At 65.7% G+C, this 18,698-nt stretch carries 4 protein-coding genes; all 4 read left to right on the top strand.

Annotation, left to right across the window (positions count from 1 at the left end):
- A partial coding sequence (locus HU767_RS26950) for a condensation domain-containing protein (RefSeq protein ID WP_186730951.1) occupies window positions 1–2,435 on the top strand: 2,435 nt, incomplete at its 5' end.
- Window positions 2,436–2,528: 93 nt separating this feature from the next.
- Window positions 2,529–12,728, top strand: coding sequence for a non-ribosomal peptide synthetase (locus HU767_RS26945; RefSeq protein ID WP_186730950.1), 10,200 nt, complete (start codon window positions 2,529–2,531; stop codon window positions 12,726–12,728).
- Window positions 12,725–16,555 (top strand): non-ribosomal peptide synthetase, encoded by a 3,831-nt coding sequence (locus HU767_RS26940; protein WP_186730949.1) that lies wholly within the window; start codon window positions 12,725–12,727, stop codon window positions 16,553–16,555. The genes HU767_RS26945 and HU767_RS26940 overlap by 4 nt, the downstream gene beginning before the upstream one ends.
- 1 nt (window position 16,556) lies before the next feature.
- Window positions 16,557–18,203 (top strand): cyclic peptide export ABC transporter, encoded by a 1,647-nt coding sequence (locus HU767_RS26935; protein ID WP_186730948.1) that lies wholly within the window; start codon window positions 16,557–16,559, stop codon window positions 18,201–18,203.
- Window positions 18,204–18,698: the final 495 nt, after the last annotated feature.

Raw genomic sequence — 18,698 nt, 5'->3', positions numbered from 1 at the left:
TCACTGGCGCGACCCTGGTGGTTGCCCGCCCGGACGGTCATCGCGACCCGGCCTACCTCAGCCAGTTGATCCAGCAGGAACGGGTCACGACCTTGCACTTCGTCCCTTCCATGCTCCGTGCCTTTGTCGAGGAGCCGAGCCTGGCCGACTGCCACAGCCTGCGCCAGGTCTTTGCCAGCGGCGAAGCCTTGCCGGTGGACCTGGTGCGGCGCTTCATGGGTCAACACCCGGCGGCGCTGGTCAACCTGTACGGCCCGACCGAAGCGGCCATCGACGTCTCGGTCTGGCGCTGCTCGGCGCACGATACGATCGTGCCAATCGGCAAGCCCATCGCCAACCTGCGCTTGTACATCCTCGACGAAGCCCTGCAACCGTTGCCGATTGGCAGCATCGGCGAGCTGTACATCGGCGGCGTCGGCGTGGCCCGTGGCTACTTGAAACGCCCGGACCTGACCGAAGAACGCTTCCTCGCCAGCCCGTTCGTGGCCGGAGATCGGCTGTACCGCACCGGCGACCGTTGCCGCTTCCTGGCCGATGGCAACATCGAATACCTGGGGCGTCTCGACCACCAGGTGAAACTGCGCGGCCAGCGCATCGAGCTGGGGGAAATCGACTCAGCCCTGTTGAACCTGCCGGCCATTACTGGTGCCTGCACCCTGGTCATCGACAACCGCCTGGTGGCGTTCTACAGCAGTGCCACCGCGCAGTCGGACCTCGACACACAACTGGCGGCCGAGCTGCCGGCCTACATGGTGCCAGCGGTGTGGGTGCACATCCCGGCCCTGCCCCTGAGCACCAACGGCAAGATCGACCGCAAGGCCCTGGCCGCCCTGCCCTTGCCCAACACCCAGAAAGACTACGCGGCACCGCGCAACGACCTGGAGCGCCTGCTTTGCCAGTTGTTCGGCGAACTGCTCGGCGAAACCTTGACCGGCGGTCGTGAAGTCGGCACCTCGGACAGTTTCTTCGCCCTGGGCGGTGACTCGATCCTCGGCCTGAAACTGATCTCACGCTTGCGTGAACAGGGTTATTCCCTCACGCCACGGGACCTGTTCCGCTCGCCGACCCCGGCGGCCCTCGCCCACGTGACCACGGCACTGCTGACCCAGGCCGAACAAGGCGCCGTGACCGGGCCGATGCCGCTGATGCCGTTGCACCAGTGGTTCTTCGACCAGCAACAGGTCCAGGCCGCGCACTGGAACCAATCGGTGCTGGCCGACAGCGACCGCCGCCTGGAACCGGCCATCGTCCAAGCCACGCTGGACCGGCTGGTGGCCCACCACGACGCGCTGCGCCTGCGCTTCACCGAGGTCGACGGTCAATGGCAAGCGCACATCGCGCCAGTGGCGCCGGCCCAACTGACCTGCTGCGAACACCCGGACCAACTGCTGCACATCGCGCAAAGCCTGGACCTGCAACACGGCCCACTGTTTGCCGCAGCCCTGGTGGAAGGCACGCCGCAGCGCCTGTACCTGGTGGCCCATCACTTGGTGGTCGATGCGGTGTCCTGGACGCCGCTGCTGGAAGACTTCCAACAGTTGTACCCTGCCCTGGAGCGCGGCGAGCAGCCGACGTTGCCGGCGAAAACCACCTCGTATCGTCAATGGGCCGAGCACCTGCAAGCCCATGCCGCGAAGGCTGCCGGCGAGCATCGCTACTGGAGTGCCCAGGCCTCTGCGCACCGGCCACCCATGGCCACGGTCGCCGAGCGCCAGACCCTGTCGGCCCGCTGGGACGCCAGCCGCACGCACCAATGGCTGACCGAATCCCACGCGGCTTACCGCACGCAACCGGAAGAACTGCTGATCGCCGCCCTCGCCGCGACCCTGGCCGAGGTCGAACAGCGCAGTGACATCGTCGTGGATCTGGAGCGCCACGGGCGTGACGCGCCGTTTACCGGGTTGGACGTCGGCCGCACCGTCGGCTGGTTCACCACCCTCTACCCGCTGCGCGTGAGCGCCAGAGGTGCCGCGGGCGATCAGGTGCGCAACGCCAAGCAAGCCTTGCGTGACGTCCCCGGCCTGGGCCTGGGCTACGGCTTGCTGCGCCAGCGCGGTGAGTTGCCGGCCAGCCACGGCGACGTGCTGTTCAACTACCTGGGGCATGAGCAAACGCCCGCGGGCTGGTTGCGCGCCAGCGCCCTGACCCCGCCGCCGGACGTGGCCCCGGTGAACCGCGTGACCCATGCCCGGGAAGTGGTGGCCTGGCTGGAGGGCGGCGTGTTGCGTGTCGAATGGCACAGCGTCACGCCGAACGCCGACAGCCATTTGCCCGCTCGCCTGCTGGAACGCTTGCAGGCGCTGGTCGAACACTGCCTCGACCCGCAGGCCGGTTCGCTGATGCCGGCGGATTTCCCGCTGGCCAAGGCGCTGAACCAGAAATCCCTGGACAAACTGCTGGGCAAGCTCAAGACCAAACCCAATTCCCAAAGCTAGCGAGCGCCGCCGCGCCTGCGCAGGTCTGAGACCTGCGCGGCGCCTGGATCGACTCACTTGAGTTTTCAAGACTTTGAAATGGACCAAGCAAGCATGAACAACATCGAAGACATCTACTCCCTTTCGCCGACCCAGCACGGCCTGTTGTTCCACAGCGTCTATGAACCGGATTCGCGGGTCTATTACCAGCAATTGAGCCTGGACATGAACGGCCCGCTGCAACTGAGCGCGTTTCGCGGCGCCTGGCAGGCGCTGATGCAGCGCCACGCCGTGCTGCGCAGTGCATTTCTCTGGGAAGAACTGGACGATGCCTATCAGGTGGTGCAACAGGACGTTCCATTGCCCCTGACCGAACTGGACTGGCAAGACCGCGCCGAGCCCCAGGCCGCGCTGGAACAGTTGGCGCTGGAGCAGCGGGCACAACCCCTGGAGCTCAATGACTCGCCACTGATGCGTGTGTGCCTGGTGCGCCTGGCCCCCGAACGCTGGCACCTGATCTGGACCTTCCATCACATCCTCATGGATGGCTGGAGCGTCGGCATTGCCGTCCAGGAATGGCTGGCGCTGTACTACGAACACGCCCATGGCCGCCCCGCCGACCTGGCGCCGACCCGCCCTTACCGGGACTACATCGCCTGGCTGGCGGAACAGGACATGGCCGCCACCGAAGGCTTCTGGCGCGAGCAGTTGCAAGACGTCAGCGAGCCGACCCCGCTACCCACCTTCGCCGTACGCCAGCCGGCACCGGCAGGGGCACCCTTCGCCGAGCGGGAAAGCCTGCTGACGGCCAGCGAAACCGAGCAGTTGGCAAGCTTCGCCCGCCAGCACGACCTGACCATCAACACCTTGATCCAGGGCGCCTGGGCATTGCTGCTGGGCCAACACGCCGGGCGTGACGACGTGGTCTATGGCGTCACCGTCGCCGGTCGTCCGGAGAACCTGGCGGCGGTGGACAGCACCGTCGGGCTGTTCATCAATACCCTGCCACTGCGCGTGCAATGGGCCGACGCGCCGACGCTGGTGACCTGGTTGCAACATTTGCAGCAAGCCAACAGCGACCTGCGCCACCACGCCTACCTGCCGCTGGGCAAGCTCAAGTCGATGACGCGCATCGCCGCCGAACAGGCGCTGTTCGACTCGATCCTGGTGTTCGAGAATTTCCCGGTCACCGACGCGCTCAACCAGGACACCGGCGGCTTGAGCTTCAGTGCCCCGAGCAACGACCAGCAGGTCGACGGCATCACCCTTACCCAAGGCCGCAACCACTTCCCGTTGTCGCTGATCGTGGTACCAGACAAGCAACTGCACTACCTGATCAGCTACGACCGCAGTCGCTTCAGCGATGCCGAGGTCGCGGTGCTGTCGGCACAGTTGCGCGCCATCCTGTTGGCGATGACGGCGCAAGCGCAGCGCCGGGTCAGCGAGCTGGAGTGGCTGAGCCCTAAAGAACGCCAGCAACTGCTCGCGCAGGGGCGCGGCGCGCAACTGCCGGTGCCTTCCGCATGCCTGCACCAGCGCTTCGAACAACAAGTGGCCGCCTACCCGGAACACTTGGCGGTCCGCGACCGTCAGGTTGCCCTGACCTACCGTGAACTGGACCAACAGGCCAACCGCCTCAGCCAATACTTGCGCACCCAGGGCATCGGCCAGGACAGCGTCGTGGCACTGGCCCTTGAACGCAGCGCCGAGTTCGTGATCGCCCTGCTGGCCACCCTCAAGGCTGGCGCCGCCTATCTGCCGCTGGACCTCAAGCAGCCCGCCGGGCGCCTGGCCGACGTGCTGGTGGACAGCCGCGCCGCGCTGCTGGTCGGCGCTGCTGCCTCGCCCCTGCTCAACGGCCTGGCCGAGCACACGCCGACGCTGTGGCTGGCGGAACAGGCCGACGCCATCGCCGCCCAGCCAGACACACCACCAACCGTGCCCCACAGTCCGACTGATGCCGCGTACGTGATCTACACCTCGGGCTCCACCGGCACCCCCAAGGGTGTGGTGGTCGAGCACCAGTCCATCGTCGATTATCTGACGGCGGTGCACGCGGCACTCAACCCGCCGCCGGCGGCCCGCTACGGCTTGCTGTCAAGCATCGCCGCCGACCTGGGCCACACCCAACTGTTCGGCGCCCTGTGCAGCGGCGCCAGCCTGCTGCTGGTGGATGAAGACAGCGGTTTCAGCCCCCTGGCACTGGCCGAACTCTTCGCCCAACACCCGGTGGATGTGCTGAAGATCACCCCGAGCCATCTGGCCGGCCTGTTGCAGGCGCTGCCCGATGCCCGCCTGTTGCCGCGCGCCCTGCTGGTCTTCGGTGGCGACGCCCTCAGCCCGGCGCTGCTGGAGCAGGTCAACCGCCTGGCGCCAGGGCTGCGGGTGTTCAACCACTATGGCCCGAGCGAAGCGACAGTCGGGGCGATTGCCACCGAACTGCCCGCCGGCCTGCGCAGCATCGCCCTCGGCCGGCCATTGCCGAATCGTCAATTGCAAGTCGTGGACGCCCACGGTCGCCTGGTGCCCACCGGAGTGTCCGGTGAGCTGCTGATCAACGGCGCCCTGGCCCGGGGTTACCTGCACCGCCCGGACCTGACCGCCGAACGCTTCCACCTCGACGCGGACCAGCAACGCTGGTACCGCACCGGCGACCGCGTGCGCTGGCAAGTGGACGGCCAATTGGCGTTCCTCGGCCGGGTCGACAGCCAGGTCAAGATCCGTGGCAATCGCCTGGAGCTGGGCGAAGTCGAAGCGCAGATCAAGCGCCTGTCGCCCCTGATCGAACAGGCGCTGGTCCGCGCCGTGGAACTGGACGGCAGCCTGCGCCTGGTGGCTTACCTCGTCGCCAGCCAGTCGCTGTCCGCCACGAAACTGCGCAACGACCTGGGTGCGCGGGTGCCGGACTACATGGTGCCGGCGCACTTCATCACCCTCGACGAACTGCCCCTCACCCGTAACGGCAAGGTCGATGTGCAGCGCTTGCCGCTCCCGCACAAACCCACGGACGACAGCGCCACCCACGTTGCCCCGCGCAATGAAGTCGAAGCGCAACTGGCCGCCATCTGGCAAGACGTCCTGAAGCTGGAACGTGTCGGCGTGCACGACAACTTCTTCGCCCTGGGCGGCGACTCGATCATCAACTTGCAGATCATTGCCCGCGCCAACCAGCAAGGGCTGAAACTCACGCCTCGCCAGCTCTTCGAGAACCGCACCATCGCCGACATCGCCCGCGTGCTGGGCGCCGATGCCAGCCAGGGCGTGGCGCACGAGAGTGCCAATGGCTATGAACTGCCGTTGGCCGCCGGACAACTGGCGCGCCTGCAACAAGGGCCATTGCACGCCACCTGGCGTTGCGTGGCGTTGACCCAGGCCATCGACAGCGAGCTGCTGACCCAGGCCATCAGCGCCTTGCAGCAACATCACCAGGCCCTGCGCCTGGCGCTCAAGGCCCTGCCGGAGGGCGAGTGGCAGCAACGGGTCCTGGTCGCGGCCAAGGCCCCGGTGATCGCCACCGAGAAACTGGCGACCTGCGCCCCGGCACACCTGCAAACCCTGGCCCAGGCCGGTGTCGACGCGCTGGAGCTGGAGGCTGGCCAAAGCCTGCATGCCCGTCTGCTGGAAGTGGACGGCAAACATTCCCTGCTACTGGCCGCACATCCGCTGTGCCTGGACGAAGCGTCCTGGTCGCTGCTGCTGACCGACCTCAACCTGGCCTTGGCGCAACTGCGTTATCAGCGGCCAGTACGCCTGTCCTACGCCGGTGGCGACTTCACCCAGTGGACGCGGCACCAACTGGCCCATGCCCAGGGCGATGCCTTGGACGAGGCCTGGGAACATTGGCTGCAATACGCCGGCGTGGAACCGCTGCAACTGCCTGACAGCCAACAGCCGGCCAGCGTGAACGAACAAACCCTGCCAGCCGTCACCTCAGGCGAACTCAAGCGCCTGGGCGAAGTGCTGCAACTGGACTGGAACAGCCTGTTGGCCGCTGCCGTGGCCGAACAGTGCCGCGAGTCGTGCGGCGATGGCCTGGTCGCCCTGAGCGTGCACGATGCGCGGCCGAGTGCCGAGCGCCTGCCGGTCGATGCGCCGATTGCCGTGGCCGACCTCGATCCGGCACGCATCATGGGCCCGTTGGCCCTGGCCGTGCCGTACTTTCTCCAGACCGAAGGCGACAGCCTCCTGCAACGCTTGCAGGCACTGGCCACGCAGATCCGCGCCTACCCGCAACACGGCGTCGACTATGGTGCCTTGCGCTACCTGTCGGACAACACTTACCTGCAAGAACCGCTGCGCGACCTGCCCGCGGCATCGGTCGCCATCCGCTGGCTGGGCAACCTCGACAGCCACCGCGAAGAACGCGGCATCCTGGCCCAGGTCGAAGCCGCAAGCCCATTGACGACGCCGACTTGCCCGCTGACCCTGGACGCCTGGTGGCAGGATGACTGCCTGCACGTACGCAGCCAAGGCACCCTCGCCGCCGACTGGGCACCACGCCTTGCACAACGCCTGGGCGAACTCGCCGGGCTGGCCACCGCAGCCGACCTGCGCCCTGCCAGCCAGGCGTTCCCGCTATGCCACAAGCAAGCGGCGACCCTGGCGGCCGAACCGCTGGACTGGCTGAACATCGAGGACGTCTACCCGCTGTCGTCGATGCAACAAGGCATGCTCCTGCACACCCTGCTGCAACCCCACAGCGGCATCTACCTGATGCAGCAACGCTACAGCTGGGACGGGGCCTTGCAGCGCCCGGCGATGGAAGCCGCGTGGCAACTGTTCCTCGAGCGCCATCCGATGATGCGCACCGCGTTCTGGTGGCAGGACGACCATGAGCCACTGCAATGTGTATATCGCCAAACCCACCGGGCGTTCGACTGGCAGGACTTGCGCCACCTCGACGAAGAGCAACAGCGCCTGGCGATGGACCAGGCCCTCGAAGCACAGCGCCTGCAAGGTTTCGACATGGCCTGTGCGCCGTTGACCCACCTGCGGGTGTTCCAACTCGATGAGCGACGCTTCGCCGTGGTGCGCAGCTTCCACCACATCCTGACCGACGCCTGGTGCTTCGGCCTGCTGATGGAAGACCTGCTGGCGATCTACCAGGCCATCGTGCGCCAGGAGCCGGTGGCCCGCCCACGCCTGCGCTCGTTCCGCGGCTACATGAGCTGGTTGGAACGCCATGACATGGCTGCCGCCCACGCGTTCTGGCAAGCCGAAATGGCCGGTTTCAGCGAGCCAACGCCGCTGCATGTGGACAGTCCGGTGGCCCGCCCGGAGCAGGCACCGGAACAGGTCGGCGACTTCGACCAGACCCTGAGCATCGCCCAGACCCAGCGTCTGCAGCAGCTGTGCCAGCAATACCAACTGACACCCAACACTTGGATCCAGGGCGCCTGGGCGCTGTTGTTGTCGCGCTACAGCGGCAACCGCGACGTGCTGTTCGGCGTGACCGTCGCCGGCCGCCCGACCGACCTCGCCGGTGTAGAAGAAATGGTCGGGCTGTTCATCAACAGCCTGCCACTGCGCATCGATGTCGACCCGGATGCGCCCGTGGCCGACTGGCTGCAAGCGCTGCTGTCCCACAACGCGCAATTGCGCGAACACGAAAGCGCATCGTTGGTGGACATCCAGCGTTGCAGCCAAGTGCCGCGCGGCCAGCAGTTGTTCGACAGCCTGGTGGTGTTCGAGAACGCGCCGTTGGACATCAGCAGCGTGCAACTGGATGCCTTCAGCATCGACATCTATGAAGACCGCGTGCACACCAACTTCCCGATGACGGTGGTGTTGTACCCCGGCGACCGCCTGGGCATTCGCCTGTCCTACGACAGCCAGCGTTTCACCACGGACACTGTGCAACGCATGCTCGGGCACTTGGTGCAGTTGCTTTCGGGCATGCTCGAGACACCACAGGCGCCCCTGGGCAGCTTGCACATGCTGCCCGAGGCCGAACGTCGGCAGTTGCAGATCGACTGCAACCGCAGCGACGTCGACTTCCCCCTGGAGCGCGGCTATGCGGCGCTGTTCGCCGAGCAAGTGCGCAGTCGCCCGCAACACCTGGCCGCCATCTGCCAGGGGCAATCGCTGACCTACACCGAACTCGACCGCCGCGCCAACGCCATCGCCCATGCGTTGCAAGCCGCCGGTGCCGGCCCGGAAACCCTGGTGGCGCTGTTCGCCGAGCGCGGCCTGGCGCTGCTGACGATGATGATCGCTACGCTTAAGGTCGGCGCGGCGTTCCAGTCGCTGGATATCCAACAGCCCCACGCCCGCCTGGCGGAACTGCTGGACCTGGGTGAAGCGCCGCTGTTGCTGGTGTGCGAGCACGCAGCCTCGACACTGGACAACGTCCTGCCGCAAATGCGCAAGCAACCCACCTGCCTGATCGCCCAGGCGCTCTGGCAAGGCAACGAGCAGCCACCGGTCACCTACGCCCACACCCCTGAGCAACTGGCCTACGTGATTTTCACTTCGGGCTCCACCGGTACGCCAAAAGGCGTGATGGTCGAACAGCGAGGCATGCTCAACAACATGTTCGGCAAGGTCCCGAGCCTGGGCCTGGGTGAGCACGACCGGATTGCCCAGACCGCTTCGGCGGCGTTCGATATCAGCGTGTGGCAGTTCCTCGCCGCGCCGCTGCTCGGCGCCACCGTGCACATCCTGCCCGATGCCCAGGCCCACGACCCCGTGGCCCTGCTCGATGCTGTTGAAGAACATCAGCTGACCCTGCTGGAAACCGTGCCGGCGCTGATTCGCGGCATGCTCCAGGAAAGCCAGGCGCACCACGCCCTGGCGAGCCTGCGCTGGCTCCTGCCCACCGGAGAGGCATTGCCACCGGCCCTGGCGCGGGACTGGTTCGCCCGCTTCCCGGCGATTGCGTTGATGAACGCCTACGGTCCCGCCGAGTGCTCGGACGACGTCGCCTTCTACCCCATCACCGAAGCGCCAGCCGACGACTGCCTGCACATGCCCATCGGCAAGCCGACCGCCAATAACCAGGTGTTCGTCCTCGATTCAGACCTGCGCATGGTTCCCATCGGCGTGCCGGGTGAGTTGTGCATCGGCGGTGTCGGCGTCGGTCGCGGCTACCTGCGCGATCCGCAACGCACCCGCGAAGCCTTTGTCCCGCACCCCTTCCAGGCCGATGCGCGTCTGTATCGCAGTGGTGATATCGGCCGGATGCGCGCCGATGGCGTGATCGAATACCTCGGCCGTCGCGACCAGCAAGTGAAGATCCGTGGCCACCGTATCGAACTGGGCGAAATCGAAAACCGCCTGATGCAGCACCCGGCAGTGGACAGCGCGGCGGTGCTGGCGCTGCCCGATGCCCGTGGCGCGTTGCAACTGGTGGCCTGGTATGTGCTCGACGAAGCGGCCGACCTGGACGGCGAGTCCACGCAACAGGCCTTGAGCGCTTACCTGGGCCAGCAACTGGCAAGCTACATGGTCCCGGCTCGTTGGCTGGCCCTTGAGCAATTGCCACTGAACGCCAATGGCAAGGTCGACCGTCGTGCCCTCGCCGCCCTGGGCGTGCCCCAGGACGAAACGGCGCAGGGGCAATCCATGGCACCGCGCACGCCGACCGAGCAGGTCCTGGCCGAACTCTGGCAAGAGATTCTCGGCCTCGACAACGTGGGTGTGCACGACGACTTCTTCGCCATCGGCGGTCACTCCTTGCTGGCCACCCAGGTGTTGTCGCGGATTCGTCGACGGTTGAACGTGAACCTGCCGCTGCGCACGCTGTTCGAGCGTGGCACCCTCGAGCAACTGGCCGACGCGGTGGATCGACAGCGCGACGCCCAGAGCGAGGCCGACGGCGACAGCGAAATTGCCCTGGCGCCGCGTAACCAGCCGTTGCCGCTGTCCTACAGCCAGCAACGGTTGTGGTTCCTGGATCGCTTCGAAGGCCCTAGCGCCGCCTACAACATGACCACCACCGTCAGGCTGCGTGGCGCGCTGGACATCGCGGCCCTGCAGGGGGCCTTGCAAGCGGTGTTCGAACGCCATGAGTCCTTGCGCACCGCGTTCCACCTCCACGGCGACCAGCCTTGCCAGGTCATCAGCCCGGCGCCGATGGTCGACTTGACACCCACCGAGCTGAGTCACCTCGCCAGCGAGGAACAGGCGCAAACCCTGCAACGCCTGATCGATGAACAGGCCGGGCGTCCGTTCGATCTGCAACAGGCGCCGATGCTGCGCGCCAACCTGCTGCACTTGGGAAGCGACGATCACGTGCTGCAACTGGTGCTGCATCACATCGCCACGGACGCCTGGTCCATGGGCATCCTGATGCAGGAGTTGATCGTCGGCTACCAGGCCCGCACCAGCGGCTCGACGCCGGTGCTGCCAGTGTTGCCGATCCAGTTCGCCGACTATGCCTACTGGCAACGCAGCGAAACGCAACAGCGCCTGCTGGGCCGGGCCATCGATTACTGGCGTCGCCAGCTCGACGGCGCGCCCACGGTGATCCCGCTGCCGCTTGACCAGCCACGCCCGGCACGCCCCGACTACCAGGGCGCGGCCCTGGAGCAACGCTTCACCGCAGCCCAGACGCAGGTGCTCAAGGCCTATGCGCAGGATCAACGGGCGACGCTGTTCATGGTCCTGCTCAACGCCTTCAACAGCCTGTTGCAGCGGGCCACCGGGGCCAATGACTTTATCGTCGGCACCGACCTGGCCAACCGCGAACATCCGGCCCTGGAACACCTCATCGGGTTCTTCGTCAACGTGTTGCCGATCCGTGCCCGCCTGAGCGAAGGCGAAACCTTTGACGCCCGCCTGCAGCGCTTGCGCGAAGATTGCCTGTCGGCGTTCCAGCACCAGCAAGTGCCGTTCGACAAACTGGTCGAGGAACTGCAGCCGCCGCGTACGCCAGGGATCAATCCGCTGGTCCAGGTGTTGTTCGTCATGCAGAACACGCCCAGCGGCAATGCCAGCCCGCCGGACCTTGAGGTGGAACACCTGGTATCGCCCCAGGAGAGCAGCAAGTTCGACCTCGCCGTGTTTGTCGAAGAAGACGAGGAACAAGGGCTGAACGTGCGCTGGGTGTATCGCACCAGCGTGTTGCAAGAGCAGACCATCCAGCGCCTCGAACAAGGTTTCGAGCACCTGTTGGAGCAGCTCGTCGTGGCCCCGGCGCAAGCGCTGGACCAATGGTCGTGGCGCCTTGGGGGCGGCAATGCCAGCGCACCGCCCCAGCCTGAAGCGTCGCTCGACGAGGCCTCGGCCCGCAGCGCGCGCAAGCAGTCGAAACTGAGCAAGCTCAAGCAGACCCGCGCAACCGCCGTGAGCCAGGTGGCCCACGAGCAGGTCCGTACCCGCACCCTCGACGCCGGGCAAGCCTTGCCGTTGGTGATCGAGCCGTTGCTCGGCGACTTGGACCCGGTGCACTGGGCGCTGCAAGCCCGGGAATGGATCAACGCCCAACTGCTGACCCACGGCGGCCTGTTGTTCCGCGGTTTCAACCTGCCGGATGCCGCCGCTTTCGAGCAGTTCGCCCAGGCCATCGAACCCGACCTGTACGGGACCTACGGCGACCTGCCAAAAAACACTTCCGGCAAGAACATCTACCACTCCACGCCGTACCCGGAACAGCACATGATTCTCTTCCACAACGAGAGCTCCCATCTGCCGCAGTGGCCACGCAAGCAGTGGTTCTACTGCGAAACACCGGCGCCACGTGGCGGCTGCACGCCCATCGTCGATTGCCGGCAGGTGCTGGCGCGCTTGCCCGAGGATATCGTCGCCCGCTTCAAGGCCCTGGGCCTGCTTTACGTGCGGCACTTCACCGACAAACTGGATGTGCGCTGGCAGGACTTCTTCAAGACCGAACAGCGCGAGGAAGTCGAGCGCCAATGCCTGGCATCAGGCATGCGCTGGGAGTGGCTGGGGGCCGACAACCTGCGGATCGCCCAGCATTGCCCGGCCATCGTCGCGCATCCCGAGACCGGGGAATTGTCGTTCTTCAACCAAGTGCAACTGCACCACACCGCCTGCCTGGAGCCGGAAGTGCGCAGCAACCTGATCAGCCTGTTCGGCCCCGGGCACCTGCCCCGCAACGTCTACTACGGTGACGGCAGCGTGATCGAAGACGCGGTGATGCAGGTAATCGGCGCGGCCTATGAAGACTGCGCGGTACGTTTCAGTTGGCAAAAGGGTGACATGGTGATGCTGGACAACATGCTGGTGGCCCACGCTCGGGATCCCTTCGAGGGTGAGCGCAAGATCTGCGTCGCCATGGGCCAGATGATGCGCCGTGAACAATTGACCGGCGGCCTGCCCGAAGCACAGCCGACTGCGGAGGTGCAGGCATGAGCGCCTTCGAGAAACGTGAAGAAGCCTTCGCCCTCTCGCCCCAGCAACGCAGCCAGTGGTTGGCGGGTTTGCCCGCAGTGCGCCTGGAACTGGAAATAACAGGCCCGTTGGCCCTTGAGCGCCTGCGCCAACGGCTCGTCGCCCTGAGCGCCTGCCACGAGGCCCTGCGCCTGCGGGTGCGGCCTGAGCCGGGCTTGCTGATGCCGTTGCAAGTGGTGGAATCCACCGTCATGGCCGCGGACGCCATCAGCGTCGAGGCGCACGCGGTCGGCGACGATCGCCACCGGGTGACGCTGCAACTGCCGGCGCTGAGCGCGGATCGCGGGACCCTGCTGCGCCTGGCGCAGGCATTGGCCTCGACGGATGCGCCGACGGTGGATGACGAGGCCATGACGTATACCCAGTACAGCGCCTGGCTCTACGAATTGCAGGCCGATGAAGACGCCGATCCTGGCCGGCGTTTCTGGGCCAGCCAGGCCCTGGACGAGCCGGCCGCCGGCGAGTTGCTCTACCGCCAGGTACGCAGCGACCGCCCTGACGCCCCGGTGACCACTCGCCTGAGCGCCGATCCACAGTTGAGCGTGGCCCTCGACGGTTTTTGCCAACGTCACGACGCCTCGCCCGAGCAGGTCCTGATGACGGCCTGGGGCGTGCTGTTGCAACGCCTGAGCACCGGTGACAACCCGGCACTGATCTTGAACTGGGTCCACGATTGCCGCGACGACTATGAAGAACTCGCCGACTGCTGGGGCTTGTTCGCCAAGCCCCTGCCCCTGCGCTGGCAACCCCCGGCAGGCAGCCCTTTTTCCCAGGCGCTGGCAGAACTGCAAGCGCTTTGCGAACACGCGACGGAATGGCAGGAATATTGCGGCGTCAGCGCTGCACTGCCGGCCGAGGCTTCGCAATACGGCTTCCAGTGGGGTGGTCAGTTGCCCGATCGACTCGACACCTTGGGCAGCCTGGCATCGACACTCACGGTGCTGGACGCCCAAGCCATCCCCGCGGGCATAGAACTGTTGCTGGTGGCCGAGACCAGCGCCGGCGGCTATCGCCTGAACCTCTGCCACCTGCCGGGCCGCTACAGCGAACAAGCCGCACGGGTCCTGCTGGAGCAGTTCCAATCGCTGCTGCTCGATGCCCTCGCCCACCCCGACAAACCCTTGGCCGAGCTGTCCTTGCAGGCGCCGAGCTTCACCGCGACGCTGGCCGCCCTGCAGGACGATGTCGCAACGTTGCCGTTTACCAGCGTGCCGGCCGATTTCGATGCCTGTGCCGCGCAGTTCCCCGAACACTTGGCCCTGCGCGACCACAACGGGCCACTGAGCTACGCCCAATTGCAGGCGCGCAGCAACCAACTGGCCCATTACCTGCGCGCCCAAGGCGTGGGGCGCGAAGATCGCGTGGCGTTGTACCTGGACCGCTCGACGCAGATGGTCCTGGCCATGCTCGCCGTGCTCAAGAGCGGCGCGGCATTCGTTCCCCTGGATGTGCATCAGCCGGCGCAACGCTCCCTGGCGATCCTGCAACAGGCCCAGCCGGTCTTCGTCCTTAGCGGTTCGGCCGGCAGCGCCCCCGCGTTGCCCGGCATCGGCAGCCTCGACCTGAGTGATGAAGCGACTTGGCAGCAAGCGCCTGCCACGGCAATCGACGCCGAAGTCCAAGGCCAGGACGCGGCCTATGTGCTGTTCACTTCCGGCAGCACCGGCATGCCCAAAGGCGTGATCGTCGAGCATCGGCAGCTCGCCAGCTATGTCGCCAGCGTGTCCCGGCGCCTGGCCCTGGGAGTGGGCGAACGCAGTGCGGTGGTCACTTCCCTGGCCGCCGACCTGGGCTACACGTTGCTGTTCCCGGCGCTGCTCAGCGGCGGCGAATTGCACCTGCTGGACAAGGAAACGGCGATGGACGCCCAAGCCTGGGCAGCCTGGCAGGCGCAGTACCCGATCGACCACCTGAAGGTCGTGCCGTCGTTGCTCGACGCCTGGTTGATTCACGCTCAGAGCGCTGCGGTGTTGCCGCGCAAGCAATTGATTCTCGGTGGCGAAAGCTGCTCGCGGCGCCTGCTGCAACGCATTCGCAGCCTCGCGCCGGCGCTGACGGTCTTGAACCATTACGGCCCGACCGAAACCACCGTGGGGGTGGTGATGCACAAAGCCGAACCGGCCATGGACTATCGCCGCCTGCCCCTGAGCGACCGCCTCGACGGCATGCGCCTGTACCTGCTCGACGAGCAGCAAGCGCCGGCCGCTCCCGGGCAGAGCGCCGAGCTGTATATCGCCGGCCCGCAACTGGCTCGCGGGTACTTGGACGCACAACAAAATGCCGGACGTTTCATCGAACTGGCCCAACGGCCAGGTGAACGCCTCTATCGCACCGGCGACATGGCCCGCTATCGCCATGACGGCAGCCTGGAGATCACCGGGCGCGCCGACCGCCAAGTGAAAATCCGTGGTTTCCGCGTGGAGCTCGATGAGATCCAGGCACAGCTGGCCGGCCTTCCCGGCGTGGCCCAGGCCGCGGTCGAATGCATCCCCCGGGGCGAGCTCGGCCAGCAACTGTTCGCCTTCATGACCCTGACACCTGGGCATTCGACCACGGTCGCGCGGCTGCATGGCCAGGCCCAGGATTGCTTGCCGGACTACATGCTGCCGACCCTGCGGATCGTCGAGGCATTACCGCTGATGGGCAACGGCAAGCTCGACCGCAAGACCTTGCAGCAATGGGCCGACAAAGTGCTGGACACCGTCGGCAGCGCCTTGCCGCGCACACCGCTGGAAGCCCTGCTCGCCGAGGTCTGGGCACAGGTGCTGGGCCTGGAACGGGTGGGCATCGACGACGACTTCTTCGAGCTGGGCGGCCACTCCCTGGCGGCGGTGACGCTTGCCAGCCGCTTGCAGACTGCGCTGTCGGCACCGGTGACGGTCAATGCGGTGTTCAACGCCCCGAGCGTCTCGGCATTTGCCGCACTGGTGCAGGCCGAACTCAAGCTTTCGCCACTGGTGCGGTTGTCGGCGCCCAACGCCGTTGAAGCCGCCAATCTGTTCTGCTTCCACCCCTCCACCGGCCACGTGCAGGATTACCGCACGCTGCTGACGCCACTTGCGTCCTGGCACCTCTGGGGCTTGCAGGCGGCATACCTGACCGACGACAGCACGACGCTGGGCGGCGATATCGAAAGCCTCGCCGCGTGCTACGTCGAGCACCTGCGCCAACAACAACCCCAGGGGCCTTATCACCTGCTGGGGTTCTCCCTCGGCGGCCTGCTGGCGATTGCCGCGGCCGCGCGCCTGGAAAGCCAGGGCGAAGAAGTGGCGTTTCTCGGTATCATCGACTCGCAATACCAGCATCAAGCGCCGGAAGACAGTGTCGAAGCGCTGCTGGAATCAGCCTCCCAAGCGCTGACGCTGGACAGCCAAGCCGTGTTACGCCAGTTATCAACGCCGATCATGACCGCGTTGCTGGCGCAACTGGACGCCCTGCCCCCGGCGGCACGCTTGCCGGAACTGGTCCAGTGGGCACGGCAACAAGGCCTGCAACTCGATGGCGACAGTTGGGAACATTTACAAACACGGCTGCGCTACCAGCAGCATACGCAGCACCTGCTGGCCACGTTCAAGCCCGTACGGTTGAGCTGCCCGGTGCATGTCTGGTGGGCCAGCGATACCCTGGCCCAGGCTGAATTCGCCGACCCGCATTGGGAAAACCTCAGCAGTGGGCCGTTGACCCGCGAGGTCATCGCAGCGCAACACCTGACCATCCTTGAGCAACGCGCCCTGCACGAACAATTGGCGGCGCGCCTCACGGCCATTGCTACACACGGAGCGGTTTGAAATGGATCTGTTGTTACTCATGGCTAAGCGCTCCTGGCGCGCACTGCTGGTGGCGACCCTCACGGGTCTGACCTGCGGCCTCGCGGCAGCCGGCCTGATCGCCAACATCAACCACAGTCTGGAGGTGTTCGATACGCTGCGCCCGGTGGATGGCCTGCTCTTCGCCGGCCTGGTGGTGTTGGTCGCGGTGTCGCGGATCATCTCCGACATCAGCCTGCTGCGCCTGGGCCAGGCGGCGGTCAACGACATGCGCCTGCACCTGAGCGCCAAGCTGATCGACACGCCCTACGCGCAATTGCAGCGCCTGGGCAAGCATCGCCTGCTGGCGATGCTCACCGACGATACGCAAACCATCAGCCAGGCCGTGGAGTTGGTGCCGATCCTGCTGGTCAACGTCGGGATCATCACCGCGTGCCTCGCTTACCTGGGTTGGCTCAGCCTGCCGCTGCTGGGCCTGACGCTGCTGCTGATCGCCCTGGGCAGCCTGAGCTTTCACTGGCCGCAACGCCGGGCACTGACCTCGATCTCCCGGGCGCGCGAGCTCAAGGACCAGTTGTTCAATCAATATCGCCTGCTCACCGACGGTAGCAAGGAGCTGCAACTCAACCATCCCCGCCGGCAGCACTTCTTCACCCGCCTGCTGATACCGGTGAGCCAGCAATACCGCCGCGATTTTGTCCGGGGCATGAGCATCTACGCACTGGTCCTGAACTGGGGCAATGCCGTGTTCTACCTGCTGATCGGCGTGGTGCTGTTCGCCGCGCCGCATTTCATCGACCTGGGCGTGAGCCTGGTCACCGGCTATATCCTGGCGATCCTCTACATGATCACGCCTTTGTCGGAACTGATGCATGCCTTGCCGACCCTCGGCCGGGCCAGCGTGGCCCTGAACAAGATCCGCGCCCTGGAAGGCGAGATGCAAACCGCCGACGAGACCCTCGACACGATCTCGCCGACCCAGGTCCGCAGCCTGGTGTGCCGCCAGGTCACCCACACCTACTACCGCGAGCGCGAGGACGGGCACTTCACCCTGGGCCCCATCGACCTCACCCTCAATGCCGGCGAAGTGGTGTTCATCACCGGCGGCAACGGCAGCGGCAAGACCACCCTGGCCTTGTTGCTGACCGGGCTGTACCGACCGGAAAGCGGTGAGATCATGCTCGACGAGCAAGTGTCCTCGAGCAATGACAACCACCATTACCGGCAGCACTTCTCGGCGATCTTCACCGACTTCTGCCTGTTCGAGAACCTGTTCGATGGCGACGATCCGCACTTGGTGAAACAGGCGCAGGACTACCTGGTCCACCTGCAACTGGACCATAAGGTGCAAATCGAGGAAGGCAAGCTGACCACGCTGGCGCTGTCCACCGGGCAACGCAAGCGCCTGGCGCTGCTCAGCGCCTATCTGGACGACCGCCCCTGCTATCTGTTCGACGAATGGGCCGCCGACCAGGACCCGGTGTTCAAGCACTTTTTCTACACCCGGATCCTGCCGGACCTGCGCGAGCGCGGCAAACTGCTGATCGTCATTTCCCATGACGACGCCTACTTCGGCCTGGCCGACCGGTTGATCCGCATCGAACACGGTAAGCTCAGCGAAGTTGCCCCACAGTCTGATGCCGCGCCCTTGGCCGAAATGCTGTCTTGAGCAAACCCTGAATACTGTAGGTAATGCTGTTCACTCAGGAAAAACGGCGCTTGTTTCAGAAATGAAAAGCGCCGTTTTTTTTGAAAAATCTACGCGCCTTTTTCCAAACGGGCTTGGTGAGTCCGCGTTTCCCCTGTGGGAGCGAGCCTGCTCGCGAAAGCGGTGGGTCAGTTTGCGGTGATGTTGGATGTGCCGGCCTCATCGCGAGCAAGCCCGCTCCCACAGTGGTCCTGTGTCGGACATGAATTTTGTGTTCACCACAGATCCAGTGTGGGAGCGAGCCTGCTCGCGAAAGCGGTGGGTCAGTTTGCGGTGATGTTGGATGTGCCGGCCTCATCGCGAGCAAGCCCGCTCCCACAGTGGTCCTGTGTCGGACATGAATTTTGTGTTCACCACAGATCCAGTGTGGGAGCGAGCCTGCTCGCGAAAGCGGTGGGTCAGTTTGCGGTGATGTTGGATGTGCCGGCCTCATCGCGAGCAAGCCCGCTCCCACAG

This window comes from Pseudomonas sp. SWRI179, from assembly GCF_014268705.1.
Classification (GTDB): Bacteria; Pseudomonadota; Gammaproteobacteria; order Pseudomonadales; family Pseudomonadaceae; genus Aquipseudomonas; species Aquipseudomonas zanjanensis.
This window is presented reverse-complemented; position numbering and strand designations above follow the sequence as displayed.